The 15,605-nt window shown below is 62.9% G+C and carries 17 protein-coding genes and 2 pseudogenes; 15 read left to right on the top strand and 4 right to left on the bottom strand.

From position 1 onward, the window contains the following. Window positions 1-575: pseudogene (locus H7U37_RS12750) on the top strand (DUF4831 family protein); the annotation flags it as partial. 28 nt (window positions 576-603) lie between these two features. Here H7U37_RS12750 and H7U37_RS12745 read toward each other — a convergent pair. Then, on the bottom strand, window positions 604-1,779 hold the full coding sequence (locus tag H7U37_RS12745) for an IS1182 family transposase (protein WP_204876231.1): 1,176 nt from the start codon (window positions 1,777-1,779) through the stop codon (window positions 604-606). 84 nt (window positions 1,780-1,863) lie between these two features. Beyond that, window positions 1,864-5,697 carry an NACHT domain-containing protein gene (locus H7U37_RS12740; RefSeq protein WP_204876229.1) on the bottom strand — a complete coding sequence of 1,278 codons (3,834 nt, stop codon included), beginning with the start codon at window positions 5,695-5,697 and terminating at the stop codon, window positions 1,864-1,866. A 248-nt stretch (window positions 5,698-5,945) separates the two neighbouring features. On the opposite strand from H7U37_RS12740, the gene H7U37_RS12735 reads away from it, so the two are divergent. From H7U37_RS12735 to H7U37_RS12695, 9 genes are read left to right on the top strand one after another with little or no spacing between them, the layout of a single operon-like run. After that, window positions 5,946-6,572: a hypothetical protein gene (locus H7U37_RS12735; protein WP_204876227.1), complete on the top strand. Its 627-nt coding sequence runs from the start codon at window positions 5,946-5,948 to the stop codon at window positions 6,570-6,572. Then, window positions 6,569-7,039, top strand: a complete 471-nt coding sequence (locus H7U37_RS12730; protein WP_204876225.1) for a hypothetical protein — start codon at window positions 6,569-6,571, stop codon at window positions 7,037-7,039. The genes H7U37_RS12735 and H7U37_RS12730 overlap by 4 nt, the downstream gene beginning before the upstream one ends. Then, window positions 7,023-7,943, top strand: a complete 921-nt coding sequence (locus H7U37_RS12725; RefSeq protein WP_204876223.1) for a hypothetical protein — start codon at window positions 7,023-7,025, stop codon at window positions 7,941-7,943. The genes H7U37_RS12730 and H7U37_RS12725 overlap by 17 nt, the downstream gene beginning before the upstream one ends. Further along, entirely contained in the window at window positions 7,927-9,117 is a 1,191-nt protein-coding gene (locus H7U37_RS12720) for an OmpA family protein (RefSeq protein WP_204876221.1), read from the top strand. The genes H7U37_RS12725 and H7U37_RS12720 overlap by 17 nt, the downstream gene beginning before the upstream one ends. Window positions 9,118-9,123: 6 nt before the next feature. Next, a complete protein-coding gene (locus H7U37_RS12715; protein WP_204876219.1) occupies window positions 9,124-9,507 on the top strand; it encodes an SMI1/KNR4 family protein in 384 nt (127 codons plus the stop codon). Then, window positions 9,504-10,013, top strand: a complete 510-nt coding sequence (locus H7U37_RS12710) for a hypothetical protein (protein ID WP_204876217.1) — start codon at window positions 9,504-9,506, stop codon at window positions 10,011-10,013. Before H7U37_RS12715 ends, H7U37_RS12710 begins: the two co-directional genes overlap by 4 nt. Then, window positions 10,010-11,371, top strand: coding sequence for a type IV secretion system DNA-binding domain-containing protein (locus H7U37_RS12705; RefSeq protein WP_204876216.1), 1,362 nt, complete (start codon window positions 10,010-10,012; stop codon window positions 11,369-11,371). The genes H7U37_RS12710 and H7U37_RS12705 overlap by 4 nt, the downstream gene beginning before the upstream one ends. Then, window positions 11,368-12,525, top strand: coding sequence for a hypothetical protein (locus H7U37_RS12700; protein ID WP_204876213.1), 1,158 nt, complete (start codon window positions 11,368-11,370; stop codon window positions 12,523-12,525). Before H7U37_RS12705 ends, H7U37_RS12700 begins: the two co-directional genes overlap by 4 nt. A 17-nt stretch (window positions 12,526-12,542) precedes the next feature. Beyond that, window positions 12,543-12,923: a hypothetical protein gene (locus H7U37_RS12695; RefSeq protein ID WP_204876212.1), complete on the top strand. Its 381-nt coding sequence runs from the start codon at window positions 12,543-12,545 to the stop codon at window positions 12,921-12,923. Window positions 12,924-12,926: 3 nt separating this feature from the next. On the opposite strand, the gene H7U37_RS12690 is transcribed toward H7U37_RS12695, so the two are convergent. Then, window positions 12,927-13,226, bottom strand: coding sequence for a hypothetical protein (locus H7U37_RS12690; protein WP_204876211.1), 300 nt, complete (start codon window positions 13,224-13,226; stop codon window positions 12,927-12,929). A gap of 257 nt (window positions 13,227-13,483) precedes the next feature. Between H7U37_RS12690 and H7U37_RS12685 the strand changes: the two genes are divergently transcribed. The 3 genes and pseudogenes from H7U37_RS12685 (at window position 13,484) to H7U37_RS15830 (ending at window position 14,628) form a co-directional block, all read left to right on the top strand. Then, complete coding sequence (locus H7U37_RS12685; RefSeq protein WP_204876210.1) at window positions 13,484-13,831, top strand: DUF2200 domain-containing protein; 348 nt, start codon at window positions 13,484-13,486, stop codon at window positions 13,829-13,831. After that, window positions 13,824-14,297, top strand: a pseudogene (locus tag H7U37_RS16280) (prolyl-tRNA synthetase associated domain-containing protein). The gene H7U37_RS12685 and the pseudogene H7U37_RS16280 overlap by 8 nt, the downstream one beginning before the upstream one ends. Window positions 14,298-14,388: 91 nt before the next feature. Then, window positions 14,389-14,628, top strand: a complete 240-nt coding sequence (locus H7U37_RS15830) for a TipAS antibiotic-recognition domain-containing protein (protein WP_243414324.1) — start codon at window positions 14,389-14,391, stop codon at window positions 14,626-14,628. 45 nt (window positions 14,629-14,673) lie between these two features. Here the strand turns inward: H7U37_RS15830 and H7U37_RS12670 are convergent, their stop codons facing one another. Then, a complete protein-coding gene (locus H7U37_RS12670; protein ID WP_243414320.1) occupies window positions 14,674-15,078 on the bottom strand; it encodes a transcriptional regulator in 405 nt (134 codons plus the stop codon). 55 nt (window positions 15,079-15,133) lie between these two features. Between H7U37_RS12670 and H7U37_RS12665 the strand changes: the two genes are divergently transcribed. Together H7U37_RS12665 and H7U37_RS12660 are read left to right on the top strand one after the other, a co-directional pair. Continuing rightward, window positions 15,134-15,295, top strand: coding sequence for a hypothetical protein (locus H7U37_RS12665; protein ID WP_243414319.1), 162 nt, complete (start codon window positions 15,134-15,136; stop codon window positions 15,293-15,295). 14 nt (window positions 15,296-15,309) lie between these two features. After that, window positions 15,310-15,453 carry a hypothetical protein gene (locus tag H7U37_RS12660; RefSeq protein ID WP_204876209.1) on the top strand — a complete coding sequence of 48 codons (144 nt, stop codon included), beginning with the start codon at window positions 15,310-15,312 and terminating at the stop codon, window positions 15,451-15,453. Window positions 15,454-15,605 lie beyond the last annotated feature (152 nt).

Below are 15,605 nucleotides of genomic sequence, written 5' to 3'. Positions count from 1 at the left end.
TTCGGGATAAGACGAAAGAGCGCCGCAGCCTGCTTTCCGAGAAAAAGGTTCTTTCCGCTGTCCATGTATTCCGACACCGGGAACTGGCGGCAAAGATTGCGGCTCTGACAGAGGATTTGGAGGAACTGCGTTCGGAGAAAAATATGCTTTTGGCATCGCTGGCATATACCGAGGAAGATGCCGCCGATAAATTTCCTAAAGACATTGCCGCCATGGAGCAGAGCCTGAAACGGCTGGAAGAACAGGAACAGAAGCATTCTGCCGAGCTGGACGCTGCCCTGAACGAGTATGCCGGGCTTCGGGAGCAGGCCCAGGGCTTTGACTTGGTGCAGCTCTATGAGGCAAGACAGGCCATTCGTCCCAATAAGGAACAGGAAGCGGAGAACCGGGCACAGCAAGTTTACGGCGAGAAGTACAACCAGCTTCTAATGTTTGACTGCAAAAAGACGATTTCCCGTATGCTGTATGAAGATATGGAGCGACAGGCTGTGCGAAGAATGATGCGGCAGGCACAGGAGGAGCAGCAGATTTTTCAAACCACATGGATACTACCAAACTGCGGCGTGAGGACGTGAAGACCCTCATCTTTCGATACAGCCACTACTACAATCTGCGCCGGATCTCGTCAGTCAATGGTGGCCTGCCGCCGTTGGTGAAGCGGGTACACAGATATCGGGTAGGGCAGTTGACACAGATCTTCGGGTCGCTTCGGTACTCCCGGTATCCATCCCGGTTGGTGGTGTGGTAGTTTAGCACATGGTACTCCGGGCAGAGCACGCAGTCATAGTATTCGTCATACACATACTTGCACCACTCATGGCCGCCCTTCGTGGTCTGAGGCCGCTTGTAAGCGGTGGACAGCACACGTCCATATTCAGATACTTTTTTGCAGATATGAGGCGTTTTGTAGGCGGAGTCTGCAACAATAGCCTCTACCTCGGGAAATTCTTCCGTCACTCGGTCATAGGCTTCGTCAAATGCCGCGCTGTCATGCACATTCCCGGGGGTAATGACGGTCTCCAGAACAAATCCGTGCTTGTCACAGGCGGTGTGCGCTTCATAGGCAAACTGCCGTTTGTGATCACCCTTTACGAATAACCCGCTGCTCGGACCGGTCACGCTCCGGGTCACCGTGCGCTGCTTCTCCTTCTTCCGCCGGGCCAGCTTCTTCTTCGAGGTGTTGTCTCTAGCCTTCTTTGTTGGAGCCGGTAGCTCGTCATCGTCGTCAAAGGGCTTCTTTCGGTGAAGCTCCCGGTCTGCGTTTACCTCTTCCATCAGTTCCTTGGCATAGTGTTTGGACGCGGCTGGAATCTGCACCTTCACCTGCTTCTTGGTGTTGGCGTTGGCCTTGATGTGGGTGCCGTCGATAAATACCGCCTTGGGAGAAAGGTATCCCCCCTCCGCCACTTCCTCCAGAATCCAACGGAATACCCGGTCTATCGTATCCTCGGTAAAACGATGCCGGAAATTATAGCTCACCGTGGAAAAGTGGGGCATCTCCTTCTGCAAGCTGTACCTCAGAAACCAGCGGTATGCTACATTCAACCCCACCTCTTCCGCCGTCCGCCGGAGGGATGGCAATCCGTACAGATGATGGATCAGTACCATTTTGAACAGTACCACCGGGGCTACGCTGGGCCTGCCGTTGTCCTCACAGTACAACGGCTCCACCATTTCGTACAGCCGTCTGAAGTCCACCGCTTTGTCTATCTTCCGCAGCAGATGCACCGCTGGTACCAAGCTCTCGATTCCCACAATTTCTATCACGTCCCGGTCCATTTTCCCCGTTCCAGCATCTCTTTCACCTCCTGCGATTATTTTACCTCAGTCTATATGCGCCCGCAGGACGACCGTTTTCCCGACCTAAACGGCGTCCCTGTCCCGCAGAACCCGCAGGATCTCGCTCCACTCCGCCCCCATCCGGTCGTGGAAGAGGTCGTAGAGGCCGCGGGTCATGGCCTCCAGGCGGTGCAGGCGCTCCCAGCAGGCCCAGAGCGTAGAGAGCCCTAGGAGGTGGCCGGTGGTGTAGGTTTGTCTCCACAGCTTTGCCCGCCACTCCGCCCGCAGGACCTGGACGTCCGCATTCCGGTTGAGGGGGAGCTGGGCGGCCTTCCGCACCTGATGCTCTAGACGGGCCCGGGTAGGAATGTGAGCCTGGAAAAAAGTATAAATGCCGCTCTTCCACGTCGGCGCGTCCAGCCGCACTCCACGGCCGTCACGGTACTCTGCCAGGAGCATCACGGTGTAGAGGTCCACCTGGTGGCGGTTCAGCCGCTCCTCACACCGGCAGCGCGTCCACTCCTTCTGGTAGCGGTCCGCCGCCTCCCGCTCCAGATCCTCCCGTTCCAGCGCTCTGTCCCGTAGATACGGATCGCCCTCCGGCAGTTCCAGCAGCTCGTTTAGGAGACGGATGCGCCGAATCTCGCTGCCGTTGCCCTGACTGGTACAGGAGCGGGCCGTGGCTTCCCACATGAAATCCAGCTCCTTCCGGTTCCACTGCGGGGATACGCCGGGGCCGGGCACCGCCTGGCCCGCCCCGTCCAGCCGCACCCGCCGGGTGAGCAACAGATCAGCCAGACACCGGGCGGGGTAGGGCTGCAAACCGCGTTGAATCTGATAGATCCGCAGATAGAGCTGCCAAGCGTGGACGGCCCACTCCGGGTCTTTCAGCTCCTCCGGCGCGATGTGGCAGTGGAGCCGGGGGTTGGCCTGGAAGAAGGGGAGCTCCGTGCAGTTCTCCAGAAGCTCCTGCTGGTTTTCGCAAAAGCAGCCCAGCATATTCAGCGCCGCGCCGCTGGCCCCCTCATGGAGCGCCGCACAGATGCTCAGAAGCTTGGCCGCATAGGAGCTCTCCACAAGAAAGGCCAGCGTCTCGTCGCCAAAACAGCCTTCCGCCTGGTAGCGCTCCAGCCGCAGTCTGGCCCGCTCGGCCAGGGCAAGAAGGGCTGGGAGGCTGGCCCGGCACTGGGGCAGCAGCTGCCCCAGCGTTGGAAGCTGGTCCGGCCACGGATCCCCGGCCCGGGTCCGGGCATCCAGGACGTGGAGCTCTGCCCAGACGGCGTCCGACAGCGCCCGTTCCTCCGGCGGAACGGCGGTGAGCCAGTCTTGCCCAGGTGGCTCCCCGTTGAGCGCCCGGGTCACCTGCTCCAGATAGACCTTGGCCAGGCTGTGGTAGCCGTCGGAATTGCGGAACTCCGGGTGGTCCCGGTGGATCTGGATGGCCGCACGGGCCTTCTCCGCGGCCTGCCGGAACTTTCCCTGCATGCGGAGTTCACGGGCGCTCTCACAGAGCTCCAGCAGGATGTACTCCACCCCAGCCCGGTCCGCTTCATCCGGACGCAGCCAGGAGCGTAAAGTAGCCGCCCGCGCCATCCAATCCCGCTGTTGGGGGATCTCCAGGGCGGCACAGATCTCATAGGCCAGGATACAAAGCAGATAACCCGAAAATCCTCCGCACGCCTCCCCCGGTCCGTTCTCCAGAACGGCTCGGACGGCCTCCTGACTTCCGAAGAGCTCCCCCAGATAGTCAAAGACCCGCCGGAACATGGGACGGTGCAGGTAGTGGGCCGGGCAGTCCCAATAGAGGCCCTCCGCCGCCTCCGGGTCGGCCGGATACCGGTGATAGGCCGCGTAAAACAAATTGGCCATGTGGAGCATGGCCAGCTCGTCCCGCACCGCTTGGTTGACGAAGTGGTACTCCCAGCGAAGCGTGGAGGGATCAAAGCTCCGGTGGAGGATGGCCGCGGCCTGTCCGGCGGAAAATCCGTGGGCGTTGAGAGCCTCACGCCGGGAGGCCAGGGTCTCCAGCCCGCCCTCCCGGTAGACCGAAAACTGGAACAGCGCCGCGCGGAGGGCCGGGAAGGCGCCGTCCAGGAGCGCTTCCACCGTCCCGCTGTCCGCCGCCCGGGCGGCGGAGGGCACATAGTAGCTGTCGCACACCTCATGGACCAGCATACGGAACGCTACGGCCGGCAGCGCGAAGAGGAGGAAAAAGGCGTCCTGTTCGTTGCGCAGATCGTCGCCTTGGTTGCTCTCATACCAGCGGCAGATCTGGACGCCCAGCCAGAGGCGGAAGAGAGACTCTGGCCCGTTCCCGCCGGTGCCGTTCAGCCACCGCTCCCGGATGCCGCGGAAGGCGGGTCCCTGGTCCCGGAGCAAAAAATCCCGGGTGGAGCTGTACAGGTAGAGCAAAAACGGGGTGTTCAGGGCCTCGTGCCCCGGCGGAAGGGCCTGCCCGTACCGGGCCAGATAGCTCTGGCGCTGGTTCCGGCCGATGGGCTGGACCTGACACCGCACCGCGCTGCACCACAGGTGGGCGATGCTGCTCAGGCTATGGGTCCAGGCCGCCAGCTCTTCCGGGGGCAGCTTGCTGCTGACCACCACAGGGATTTTGCCGCTCTGGCACAGGGCCATCAGGTCGTCGCACAGGGATTGGACTCCCTCGGAGGAGGTGACCTCATCCAGGCCATCCAGCGCCAGGGGCCGCCCCTCCAGTTCACTCAGATCCCCGACGGGCACCCCATGCGCACCCAGCCAGGTGAGCAGTCTGGGGCGCCCGTTCTCTTTTTTCAGGTTTCGCAGCCCATAGGACGTATAGACCTGGCTCAGCGGGACCAAGATGGGGTGCCGTGCCGCCATGTGCCGGCACAGTAGGCGCAGCGAGGTGGTCTTGCCAGCCCCGGACACCGCGCTGTCCCCGCCGCCGTACAGGAGGAAGAGGCCCCCGCCGTTCCACCGCTCCAGGACCTGCTCCAGGGGAGTATGGCAGCCGCCTCCGCCCTCTGCGAGGCAATTCTGAAAGCGCTGGCCTCCCGCTAGGACATCCGGCACCAGTTCTTCGGCCACCTCGCTGAGCTCCTGCCAGAAGATTCCGCCGGGAAATGCCAGCTCCCGGCGCTGTGGCTCTGGCTTCACAGGGGCTTCCACCGTCTCCCCCGCCAGCCACCGGGCTTCCGGGGAATCTGGTCCGGGGTAGTATGCCTCGCGCAGTAGCGCCAGCACGAACAGGACGCTCAGCTGCCGCAGGGCCAGCTCCCGGCCGGAGAGGTCGGAAGGTATCCGGGGCTTTCCCATCTCCTCTCGGACCCCCTGGAACAGCACGTCCACCCTGCGGGCCGCGTCTCCCTCCAGCGCGATGAAGTGCTGCGTGCAGGACGCGTCCAGCCGGTCCCGCACCTGCTGGAGCACCGCCGCCGGATGGGCGCAGTAGCGGTCGGACAGATGGTCCAGATCCGGGCGGCAGACCTCGTTTTTCCCGGTCTCCTGGTACTGGTAATAGCCGTGCTGAATGAGGCGAAGTTTATTCTTTACCGTGCCCTCCGTCAGCTCCCGCTTTCGCCAGAGGGCCTGGATGTCCAGCTCCGTGCCGCCAAATACCCACTCCAGAAGTTCGCCCAGCGTGGGTTTCTTGCCTGGGCCGCGGAGAGGCGCGGAGGGCTCGCTCAGGCACAGCTCCTGGTACAGCCCCCACAGCGTCACATGCCGCGGAGGGACCAACCCGGTCCGGACGAAGCGCTCCAGGGTCTGCCTATGCCAGTTGAGCTCCTTTTTGACTGCCGTGGTTTCCTCGGCCTTTCGCCGCCGCGCCGTCTGCTCCACCTGCTGTTCCAGCGTTTGCTTCACCTGTTTCGCAAAGTGGGCCTGGTTCTTCCCGCACACCAGCCGCTCCTGCCAGCTTATCTCGTTCTTTGCCGCCATGGTATCGCGCCCTCCTCTCCGGTCCGGCAAGGCCGGACGTTTTTCATCTCATTCCTGCCTCATTTGGAGAATTTTGTCTGATCTCAGTGTACCACAGCTTGTTTTCCCGCACAAGCCCTACCATGCCCGTGAGGCTCACGTGACGGGCACGTGGCGGCAGATTGTCGAATCCCCACGGGCGGTTTATGCTGAACTTACGGAAGGGACAAGCCAAAACCTCCGAAGAACAAGAAATGGAGTGAGCTGCCATGAAATATCCTACGAAAGTCCGCATCCGGGGCGTCACCGGCCTGGGCCGCTGGCACTGGCTGGAGCGCTGGACGGGCCGCAAGGACTGGAACCGGGGCCAGATCCAGCAGGTGGAGGCGGGCTGCACCGCCCCCTGGGTCGAACAGCGCCACCACTATTACGCCTCCTACTGCAATGAGCTGTATCTCCGCTCGGTACAGGAGCTGGAGCCCCTGGCCCTAGAGGTCGCCGGCATGGTGGAGGAGCTGAAGGGCATGGCCCGCCCCAACCTGCTGCCCCAGGGCGGGTGCGAAGAGGAGGCCCGCCGCCTGGCGGAGGCGCAGGCCGTCCGGGCCGCGTCCCAGGCCGCGCGCCGGACTGAGATTCTGGTGCGTCTGGCGGAGATCCGCTGTGAGTTGGAAAACCGCGCGCAGGCACTGGAGCATCTGCTGGAAAAATCCCGCGAGACCCTGGAGGCCCACACCGCCGCCTACTGGTCCGGCGTGCTGGCGATGACCGACCACTCTCTCCCGTCGGCCCCCGTCCCCTGCGAACACCAGCTGCCCGGCAAAATGCGCTATGAGGCCTACCACGCCAACCTGATCGCCCTGCTGGAGCAGGGCCTGGGCGAGGGGGTGGTCCTGTGAGATGGTTCCGCAAGAAGAAGGACCGAAGCTTCGGCAAGCAGGGGGCCACCGAGGAGAACGTCCAGCTCCAGACCTATGCGCCCAACCTGGGCCTGACCCCTCAGGAGTATCTGGTACCCCTGACGCTGGCCGAATTTGAGGCCGACTTTGACCGCCGGGCCGCGGTCTTTCTCGAAAAGACCAACCCGGACGCCAACAACGGCAGCTACTATGACGCCCTCATTCTGGCGGTGCGCCAGGAGGCCTTGGACGCCCTGGCGCTCCAGCGGGCGGACCATGTGGGCGCCATCATGGCGCTCATTGAGAAGATCTGGAGCGGCGACCGCATCAAGTGCGACGCCAAGCTGGCGGCCCACCGGGCCGAGCTGGACGAGGTGAACCGGGACCTGGCGCGGCTGACGCGCATTTACCACGCCGGTACGGCGCTGGAGGAGGAGGATGAGGAGACCTATGAAAAGGCTGATTAACGGCGTACATGCCATGCAGACCGAGGACTACCAGCTCTCTATTCAGTCCGAGTACACTCTGCAGAAAACCGACCGGGCCTGGTGGGCCTCCCCGCCGGTCATTGTCACCCTGACGGTATTTTTGAGCCTTCTGGACGCCGTGGTGCTGTATGACATTATGGATGCGGCCATGGTGCAGTCCGCCTGGCTGGGCATGCTGGTGGCCATCGGAATCGCGCTGGTCCTGAATGTCATCCCCTTGGTCCTCGCCAAGCTGCTCCACCAGGCCATCTACAAGCTCAAGCGCTACGCCGGGACCATGGCTGCCCTGCTGCTGGCCGCCTTCGTGCTGCTGTTCAGCGGCACGGTGTTCCTCCGCTTCGCCTTTTCCGAGCGGTATGAGCCCGATAACACCGGCGACACGCTGGTCAACACCATGGAGGACAGCGGCGAGGAGTCGGTGGACCCGGAGACTCAGGCCAAGAACGAGGCTCAGGCCAACGCGGTGGTGATCCTCCTATCGGTGGAGCCTCTCGTGACCAGCACCGCCAATTTTGTCCTGGCCTTCCTCTCGGACGATGAGTTGCGGGCTCGGATCAACCGCCTGCGCGTGCGCCGGCTGGAGCTGCTGGAGGACATCAGCGACCTCCAGGCCGCCCGGTCCAATCTGGAGGGCGACCGCCAGAACCTCCTGTCTCTGGACAAGGAGCGCTACCAGGCTGCCCGGCAGGTGCTGGACGACCGCTGCCAGATCCTGTGTGCCCGGGCGCGGTTCCTGCTGGCCCAATATCTGGCCGACCCCTCTTCCATCAGCCGTCTTGCCGCCCAGTCGGTGGCTCTGGTGGAGAACCATGTCCCGCTGACCGCTCTGGCGGACAATCCGAATACCCAGAAGGAGGAAAAACGTTATGAAATTTCGGCCTAACCTGTTCGCGGCGCTGCTGTTGACCCTGTGCGCCCTGCTCTCGGGCTGCGAAGGCGGTAAGCCCGTCTCCCTGGCGGTAGTGGCCGGCATCCACAGCAACGCCGGCGTCATTTCCCTGAACAGCACGAGCCTCTATCAGGCCGTCTATGACGCCTGCGCCTCCTACGGCGCCGTCACACTGATCCGGTGTGACGGCGCGCCCGAGGCCTATTTCCAGACCCCCATCGATCCCCCCGATGTGAAGGGGCTGAGCAAGAACCGCCTGCACACCCGAGCCCAGTCCTACACAGAGCAGATCCTCGCCCAGCTGGACGATGCCGCCGCCGTGACCGGAGAGCTGGACACTCTCCAGGCGCTCCGTCTGGCGGGACAGGCTCTCTCCGCCGCCGGCGGGCAGCGTGAGGTGCTGGTGCTGGATACCGGCCTCTCCACCCGCGGACTGGATTTCACGAACGGGCTTCTGGAAGCGGAGCCCGAAGCGGTGGTCTCAGCCCTGCGGGAGGCCAACGCCCTGCCGGATCTGGAAGGAGCATCGGTAACCTGGTCCTATCTGGGCCAGGTGGCCGACCCCCAGGAGCCCCTCACGCCCGCGCAGGAGAAGAACCTGGAGGCCATCTGGCGGCAAGTGCTGCTGGCCTCCGGAGCGGCCGAGGTCACATTCACGTCGGACTTTGCCGGCGGAACGGCCAATACGGGGCTGCCCGCCGTCTCCCTGGTGGAGACCGACACCTGGACGCTGTCTCTGGATGTGCCCCAGCTGGATCAGACCCGGGTGGCCTTTGTGGGGGACACCGCCCGCTTTCTGGACGAGGAGGCCGCCGGCCAGGCCATTCTGGAGGTGGCCTCCTACCTGGAGGAACACCCCTCCCTGGAGGTCTATGTGGTGGGGACCACCGCCTCCGGCGACGAGGCGGTCTGCCGGGACCTCTCCCGGCAGCGGGCCCAGGCGGTGTGCCGGGTCCTGACCGAATACGGAGTGGCGGAGAGCCGCCTCACCCCCCTGGGGCTGGGGTTCTCCGACCCGTGGCACGTGGAGGACCGGGACACGAGCGGCGCGCTGGCGGAGGACCTGGCCCGTCAGAACCGCAAGGTCCTCATTCTGGACCAGAACAGCCCGGAGGCCGGCCTGCTTCTATCTTCTGTAATCCGCACGACGAGATCCAATATGAGGTGACTGTTTATGTATCTGGCTCTCTATGAAAAGCTCCTCCAGCTGGAGCGTGAAATGCCTATGTCCTTCGCTCCTCCCGCCGCGGCGGAGGACCTGGCCGCCTTCCGGCAGCGCTTCCCCCAGGCCCCGACCGCCCTCTATGAGCTGTGGGCCATCAGCGACGGGGTGGAGATTAACATCCCTGGAACGGTGCTCTACGGCGTGAAGGAGGCGCTGGCCGCCCCCGCTCCCGGGGACTGGGTCCCCCTGGGGCACATGTCCTTCGGCGATCCCCTCTATCTGGACCCAAACGGCCAGGTCCTCCAGATCGATCACGAGGACGGGTCTCTGTTCCTGACCTGGCCCTGTCTCCTGGACTTTCTGGAGGATGAGCGGGAGGAGGCAGGACAATGAGCGCGTCCCTGAACCGGGAGGAACGCCTCCAGCTCAACCGGGCGCGGCAGAAGGCGGTCCGGGAGGCATGGGCCCGGGAGAAATCTCTTTGTGCCCAAGGCAAGGGCACCCGGAACTGGACCCGGGCGGAGCAGCGGGAGCTGCTGGCCACCGGGCGGGTGAAGGGCTACGAGGGGCAGCACATGAAGTCGGTCTCCCAGTATCCCGCCTATGCCGGAAGCGCGGAGAACATCCAGTTTCTCACCCACCAGGAGCACCTGAACGCCCACAACAGCGGCCCAGAGAAGAGCGGCTACCGTTCCCCCACCAACGGCTATTACGACACGGCCACCGGACAGATGCACGCCTTTGGCCAGGCACCCCCCACCGCGCCCCAAGCCGCAGCGCTCTCCCATCCCTGCGTGCAGAGCCAAAGCGGCGGACAGGAGGGACCATCACAGGGGGCCGGGCACACGGGACCGTCACAGGCCGCCTCCGCCTCGCATGGACAGGGGGTGTCGGGATGAACTACTTACGCCGCTGCCTCCTTGGCAGCAATCTGGAGGAGAATCTGCCGCCTCAGTGTGCCGACCCGCTGATCGCCCTGCCGGGGACCTGCCTGGACCGGTCCGTTACTCTCGGCCTGAACCGCAGCGCTCTGTCCCGGGGCCTGCTGGCCATGGGGGCCACCGGAACGGGCAAATCCGCCTTCCTCCGCGCCTGCGGCAAGCAGCTGCGGGAGCGGCTGGGGACGGCGTACAGTATGGTGGTCCTGGAGGTGAAGGAGGACTACTCCCCCCACCTCTTCCGTCCGGGGGATCTGATCCTGGGCCAGGGCCCGGACCGAGGGAGAAGCGTGCGGTGGAATCTCTTCGCCGACCTCACCGACGACGGCTGGGAGGACGAAACCATCCGCCTCAACTGCATGGAATTCACCCGCCAGCTCTTTGCCGACAAGAAGAACCAGAGCCAGCAGTTCTTCCCCGACGCGGCCCAGCTGCTCCTCTACGTAGTGCTGGTCCGCTACATCCAGGAGGCCCGCGGCTCTCTGCTCCAGCGCCGGAAGCTGAGCAACGCCGGCCTGCGGGCCTTCTTCTCCCAGTACGACCCGGAGCAGTATGTCTCGCTGATGGAGCGCTGCGAGGACCCCGGCGTGGTGCGGATGCTCCTGGGCACCTCGGCGGATAACCCACAGGCCCTGGGGGTGCTGGGGGAAGAGGTGCTCACCGTCCTGTCCACCTTCTCCGATGTGTTCGGCGAGGAGGGCGACTTTTCCATCCGCCGCTTTGTGCGCGAAAAATCCGGACGGGCCCTCTTCCTCCGCTTTGACCCGGCCTACCGGGAGACCCAGCGCCGGGTGTTCAGCCTGCTCATCAACCTGATGTTCAAGGAGCTGCTGGCCCGGCGCTCCGGCCCCGCCGGGAACCTGGTCTTTCTCTGCGACGAGCTGCCCACCATCGGGAAGGTGGACCTGCCCAGCGCCCTCAACCTGGGGAGGGCAAAAGGGCTCCTCTGCCTGGCCGGGCTCCAGAGCGTGGAACAGCTCTATGCGCTCTATGGCGAACACGAAGGCAACACCGCCCTGGCCGGCTTCTGCAATCAGGTGCTCTTCGCCCCCAATGACCCCCGCACCCGCCGGTATATCCGGGATCTCTTCGGCGAAAACCGGGTGGAGGAGCTGATCCTCAGCCCGGGCGGGGTCCACACCATCCAGCGCGGCGGATATGTGGTAGAGGACAGCCACCTCACCCGCCTGTGCGTAGGGGACTGCATTTGCAGCCTGTGCGATTCCAGATCCATGGCGGACGGAGGGGCGGGCAGCCGGGCGCCATTCTTCTTCCACATGGCGATGCCCCACGATTTGAACGGAGGGAGTCCCACATGATTGATCCAAAAAACTGCCTTTCCGCGCTCTTTTCCAGCCGGGAGCACTACCTGAACCGGACCATTCAGGACAACAACCTTCTGCACACCTTCCCCCTGCGGGCCGTCTGCCGCCCGGAGGAATACTTCCGCCGTTTGGGCAGGGGGCCGCTCCTGCTCTCGGGCGGCACGGAGGAGGAGCGCGCGGCTTTCCTGTGCGCCTCGCTCTCTCAGAACCCGGGCAGAATCCAGCGGGTGGTCCTCCATGGCGGAAATCGCGGCCTGATGCCGGAGAGCCTGGCCCTCCAGGGCCTCCCGGCCGCCGCCTGGACCTGGGACCTGCTGGCCGGGATGACGCCTCCCCAGCAGCTGGCCGTACTCACGGGGCAGGTCCGGGATCGCGAGCTGGCAGCCTTCTGGGCGCTGGCGCTGGAGATCTGCCGGACCCTGGGGGAGCCCGTCACCCTGGACACCCTGGCCGGACTGGACTGGCTGGGGGGCGGCTGGCAGCTCCGCCTCCTCCGGGAGGCGGACCGGGACACGGCGCTGGATCTGCTGCGCCGCTACGACGCCGGAATGGCCGCCCGGGCGGCCCAGGCGGCAGCCCGATTGGAGGTACTGCGCCGTTCCGCCGATCCTAGCTCTCCGCCGGGCCTGCCAGCGGAGAGCGGTACTATCTGGTCCGCAGCAATCCGAGGCGGGAGCGAAGCCATGGCCCGCCACCGTCTGGACCTTCTGCTGGATTACGTGGAGCGCGGCGGGCAGCTGGTGCTGGCGGTGGACGGGCTCTCGCTCCGGCACCCCCTGCTGGACCGCCCCATCCCCGGCGTCCGGCTTCTCCGCGCCGCGCCAGACCTCTCCGCTCTCCCGGAGGGCCCCGAGGCGCTCCCCATTCAGGGCTGCGGCGTGGTCCTGCTGCGCCACACCGCCTACGGCAGCGCCGAGCGGCTGTCCGCCCACTTGTTCGGCACCTACGAGCGGCTCGTCATCGAGCCCAGCACAGGCTATCAGCAGCGCAGCGCGGGATTGCTGCCCGATGTGCGGAATATCGGGATGGGTGTGCGCCGTCAGCGGGAGCCGCGCCTGGCTCCCCGCGTCCTGACCATGCTGCCCACCGGAACGGCCTGCGCCGCGCTCCCGGATGGCTGGGAGGGCGTGGTACAGATACCAGTCTGAAAGGAGTTGTCCCACAGATGTTGAAGCGAGAATTGATCCGTATTCTGGCCCTGATGTTGCTGGGCCTTGTTCTGGGCACCCTGCTGGGCGTGCCGCCCGGTCTGGAGCGATTCCTGGGCGCGCCGCTGTATGTCGTGGGAATCTTCTACGCCGGGCGCACGTTCCTGGGCCTGCTGGGGAGGCTCCTGAGTACCTACGCCCACTATCAGATGATGAGCCTGATGTTCCACTCCCTGTCCGCGGCGCTGCTCTGCCTAGTGCTGCTGGCGCTGGGTCTGGCCGCCGTGTGTACCATCGGCTGGCTCTTCGGCCTGGTCCGCTGCGCGGCCGCGCTGATTTCCGCGGCCCAGCTGGACCGCTCACTCCGGGAGTCTCCGGAGGAGTGGAGCTTCCGGTGAATGTCACATGGCGGCAGTAGGCGCCATAAAGGCAACGGATGTACTTGCAGCAAGACCGGTGCCTGCACCGGCAGCGATTTTCCGCGCTTCTTGCAGTTCACGGTCGGCAAAGTCCCGCGATTCCGTAAACTTCATCAAAACTGTTCGGGCGATTGGCAATACTGTTGACCAAACGTTCCACAAAGGAGATCGAATCCAGCGAGCGGTATCGCTCAATGTATAGCTGCTAGCTGACGCCTTTTCGCTCATGATGGGGTAAGTATCATTGTACTCCGTGACAGATTCCTGAAGCATCCGGTTCAACTCGGTCAGCTTGCCGCGATATCATCTTTTGCATCGACTGCCGCGTCTTTGAGTTCGCCGGCCTTTTCTGACATAATACCGGTGGACTCTGATACCTTATCCTTATTATGGTATTTAAAAACATAACCGGGTAGACTGATTTCTTAAGATAACGATTAGATGTTTGCGCCTTTTGGGGATTCCACTGTGTGATCTGCCGGATTGCCAGGTCACCCCGCTTATGGTATGATGGCACCAGAATGGAAGGAGGTACCGGTATGCCCCGTATGGATGTAACGGAAATGTCCTTTGCAAAACTCTATCCGCTGCTGGTGGCCAAGGCTGAGAGCACCCGGGCAGAGGTGGATCAGGTTACCGCATGGCTCACCGGCTATCCGCCGGAGGGCCTTGCCCGGCTGGAGCAGTCCGATGTAAGTTACGGCGACTTCTTCCGGAACGCCCCCGCCATGAACCCAAACCGAAACTTGATTACGGGCAAGATCTGCGGCGTCCGGGTGAAGAAGGTCGAGGATCCTCTCATGCGGGACATCCGGTACCTGGACAAGCTGGCCAAAGGCAAGGCCATGGAAAAAATTCTGAGAAAGCAGATGCCTGACGATGAATAAACAGGAGATCTATGCCCTCCTCAGCTCCAAAAACATCTGGCATGAGGTGACGGAGCACAAGGCCATGTACAACATGGCGGAGGTGGCAGAGATCCATCTGCCCCACCCGGAAGCCGACGCCAAGAACCTCTTCATCCGGGACGACAAAAAGCGCAATTACTACCTCATCACGGTGAAGGGCGATAAGCGAACGGATCTGAAGGCATTCTGGCAGTAACACGGTACCCGGCCCCTGACCTTTGCCTCCGACCAGGACCTGATGGACATGCTTGGGCTGATCACCGGCGCGGTGACGCCCCTGTGCCTGCTCAACGACTGGGAACACAAGGTGACCTTCTTTCTGGAGGGCTCCGGCCTGATCGGGGTCTACCCCAATGACAACACCGCCACTGTGTGGCTCAACACCGAGGATCTGCTCCGGCTCCTGGAGGAGAATGGCACTCAGACCACTCTGTTTGAGGTATAACAATTTGTCGCCCGCCGGGCGACCCATCCGCATCAAATTCCCCCTATACTGTGCTTGTAAACCAAAACAACACAGCATAGGGGGATTTTTTATGAAGCAGAATTTGACGGAACTGGTGTTCATCCTGGACCGCAGCGGCTCCATGCAGGGGCTGGAGGGCGACACTATCGGCGGCTTCAACGCTATGATTGAAAAGCAGAAGAAGGAGCCCGGTGAGGCCTTCGTCTCCACCGTCCTCGGGATGGACGAGCGGTTTACCGCCTATTACGACAAACACCTGCCCGGGTGCGCCCGCCTCCTGCGGGACTCCGTGGCCCACTGGGTAAAGTAAGACGCAAGAGCGGCCTCCGGTTTTCGCCGGAGGCCGCTGCCTGTTTTATGCCTTTTTCCGCGTCAGAAAAACGTCCACCAGAGACGCTGCCAGGGCAAAAGGCGCCAGACGGACGAAGCCCCACTCAAAGGCGTGGAGGGCCACGCCCATGACGGCGGTCTCCGGGGCGCTGTAATCCCAGCCCAAGTAGGGGCTATGCACCGCCAGAATCCCAGCCACGGCCAGGATGTTCACGCACACCGCAACGAGCAGCCAGTAGAGGGACGAGCGCCGCATGGCCTTCCTCCGGGCAAACTGCAAATTGATGATCTCCAGCTTTTCCGAGAGGGCCTTGATTTCGTCCGACTCCGTCACCGTCTCGCCCAGCAGCGTGCTGATGGGAGTCTCCAGGGCCTCCGACGGGACGATAAGCAGGTCGAAGTCCGGGACGGACAGACCCCTTGCTGGCATGGAGGAAATGTACAATAATACGACGGTTCCGAAAGCGATGGCTCGACGGGTCGGTATGACCCATGATCAGATGCTGTACTCTGCCGGAGGCTATGTCATTGCATGGTTCCGTTGGCAGCTGATGGGGGATGCGTATGCCGCCAGTGTTTTTACCGGAGATGAACCTGAAATTATGAGAAATTCGCTGTATCAAGACCAGTTTGTTGATTTGAATTAAGTGAGGATAGCTTCATGAAACGAATAGCTAAAAAATTTATGATGCCGCAGGTCTTTATGGAATTAAACAACACGGGTGCGTCTGTGGCTAAGTGGCTGTTGGATGCTGTGAATGGAAATTCCCATGATTACGGTCTTGCTCTGTTAGACGAAGAATAGATACGTGGAGTCTAGTGACAACCACCAGCTTCGCTGGTGGTTGTCAGTCTGTCGAAAAACCCGGCTTATGCGTCAGGCATGAGCCGGGTTTGTGTCATATAGGGGCCAAAAGAGGAGGATAAAGAGGGGATCAGACTTCTCCTGCCATAGCC

The organism is Pseudoflavonifractor phocaeensis (assembly GCF_016901735.1).
GTDB lineage: Bacteria > Bacillota > Clostridia > Oscillospirales > Oscillospiraceae > Pseudoflavonifractor_A.
The sequence above is the reverse complement of the archived record's forward strand: the minus strand, read 5'-3'. Positions and strand labels throughout refer to the sequence as shown.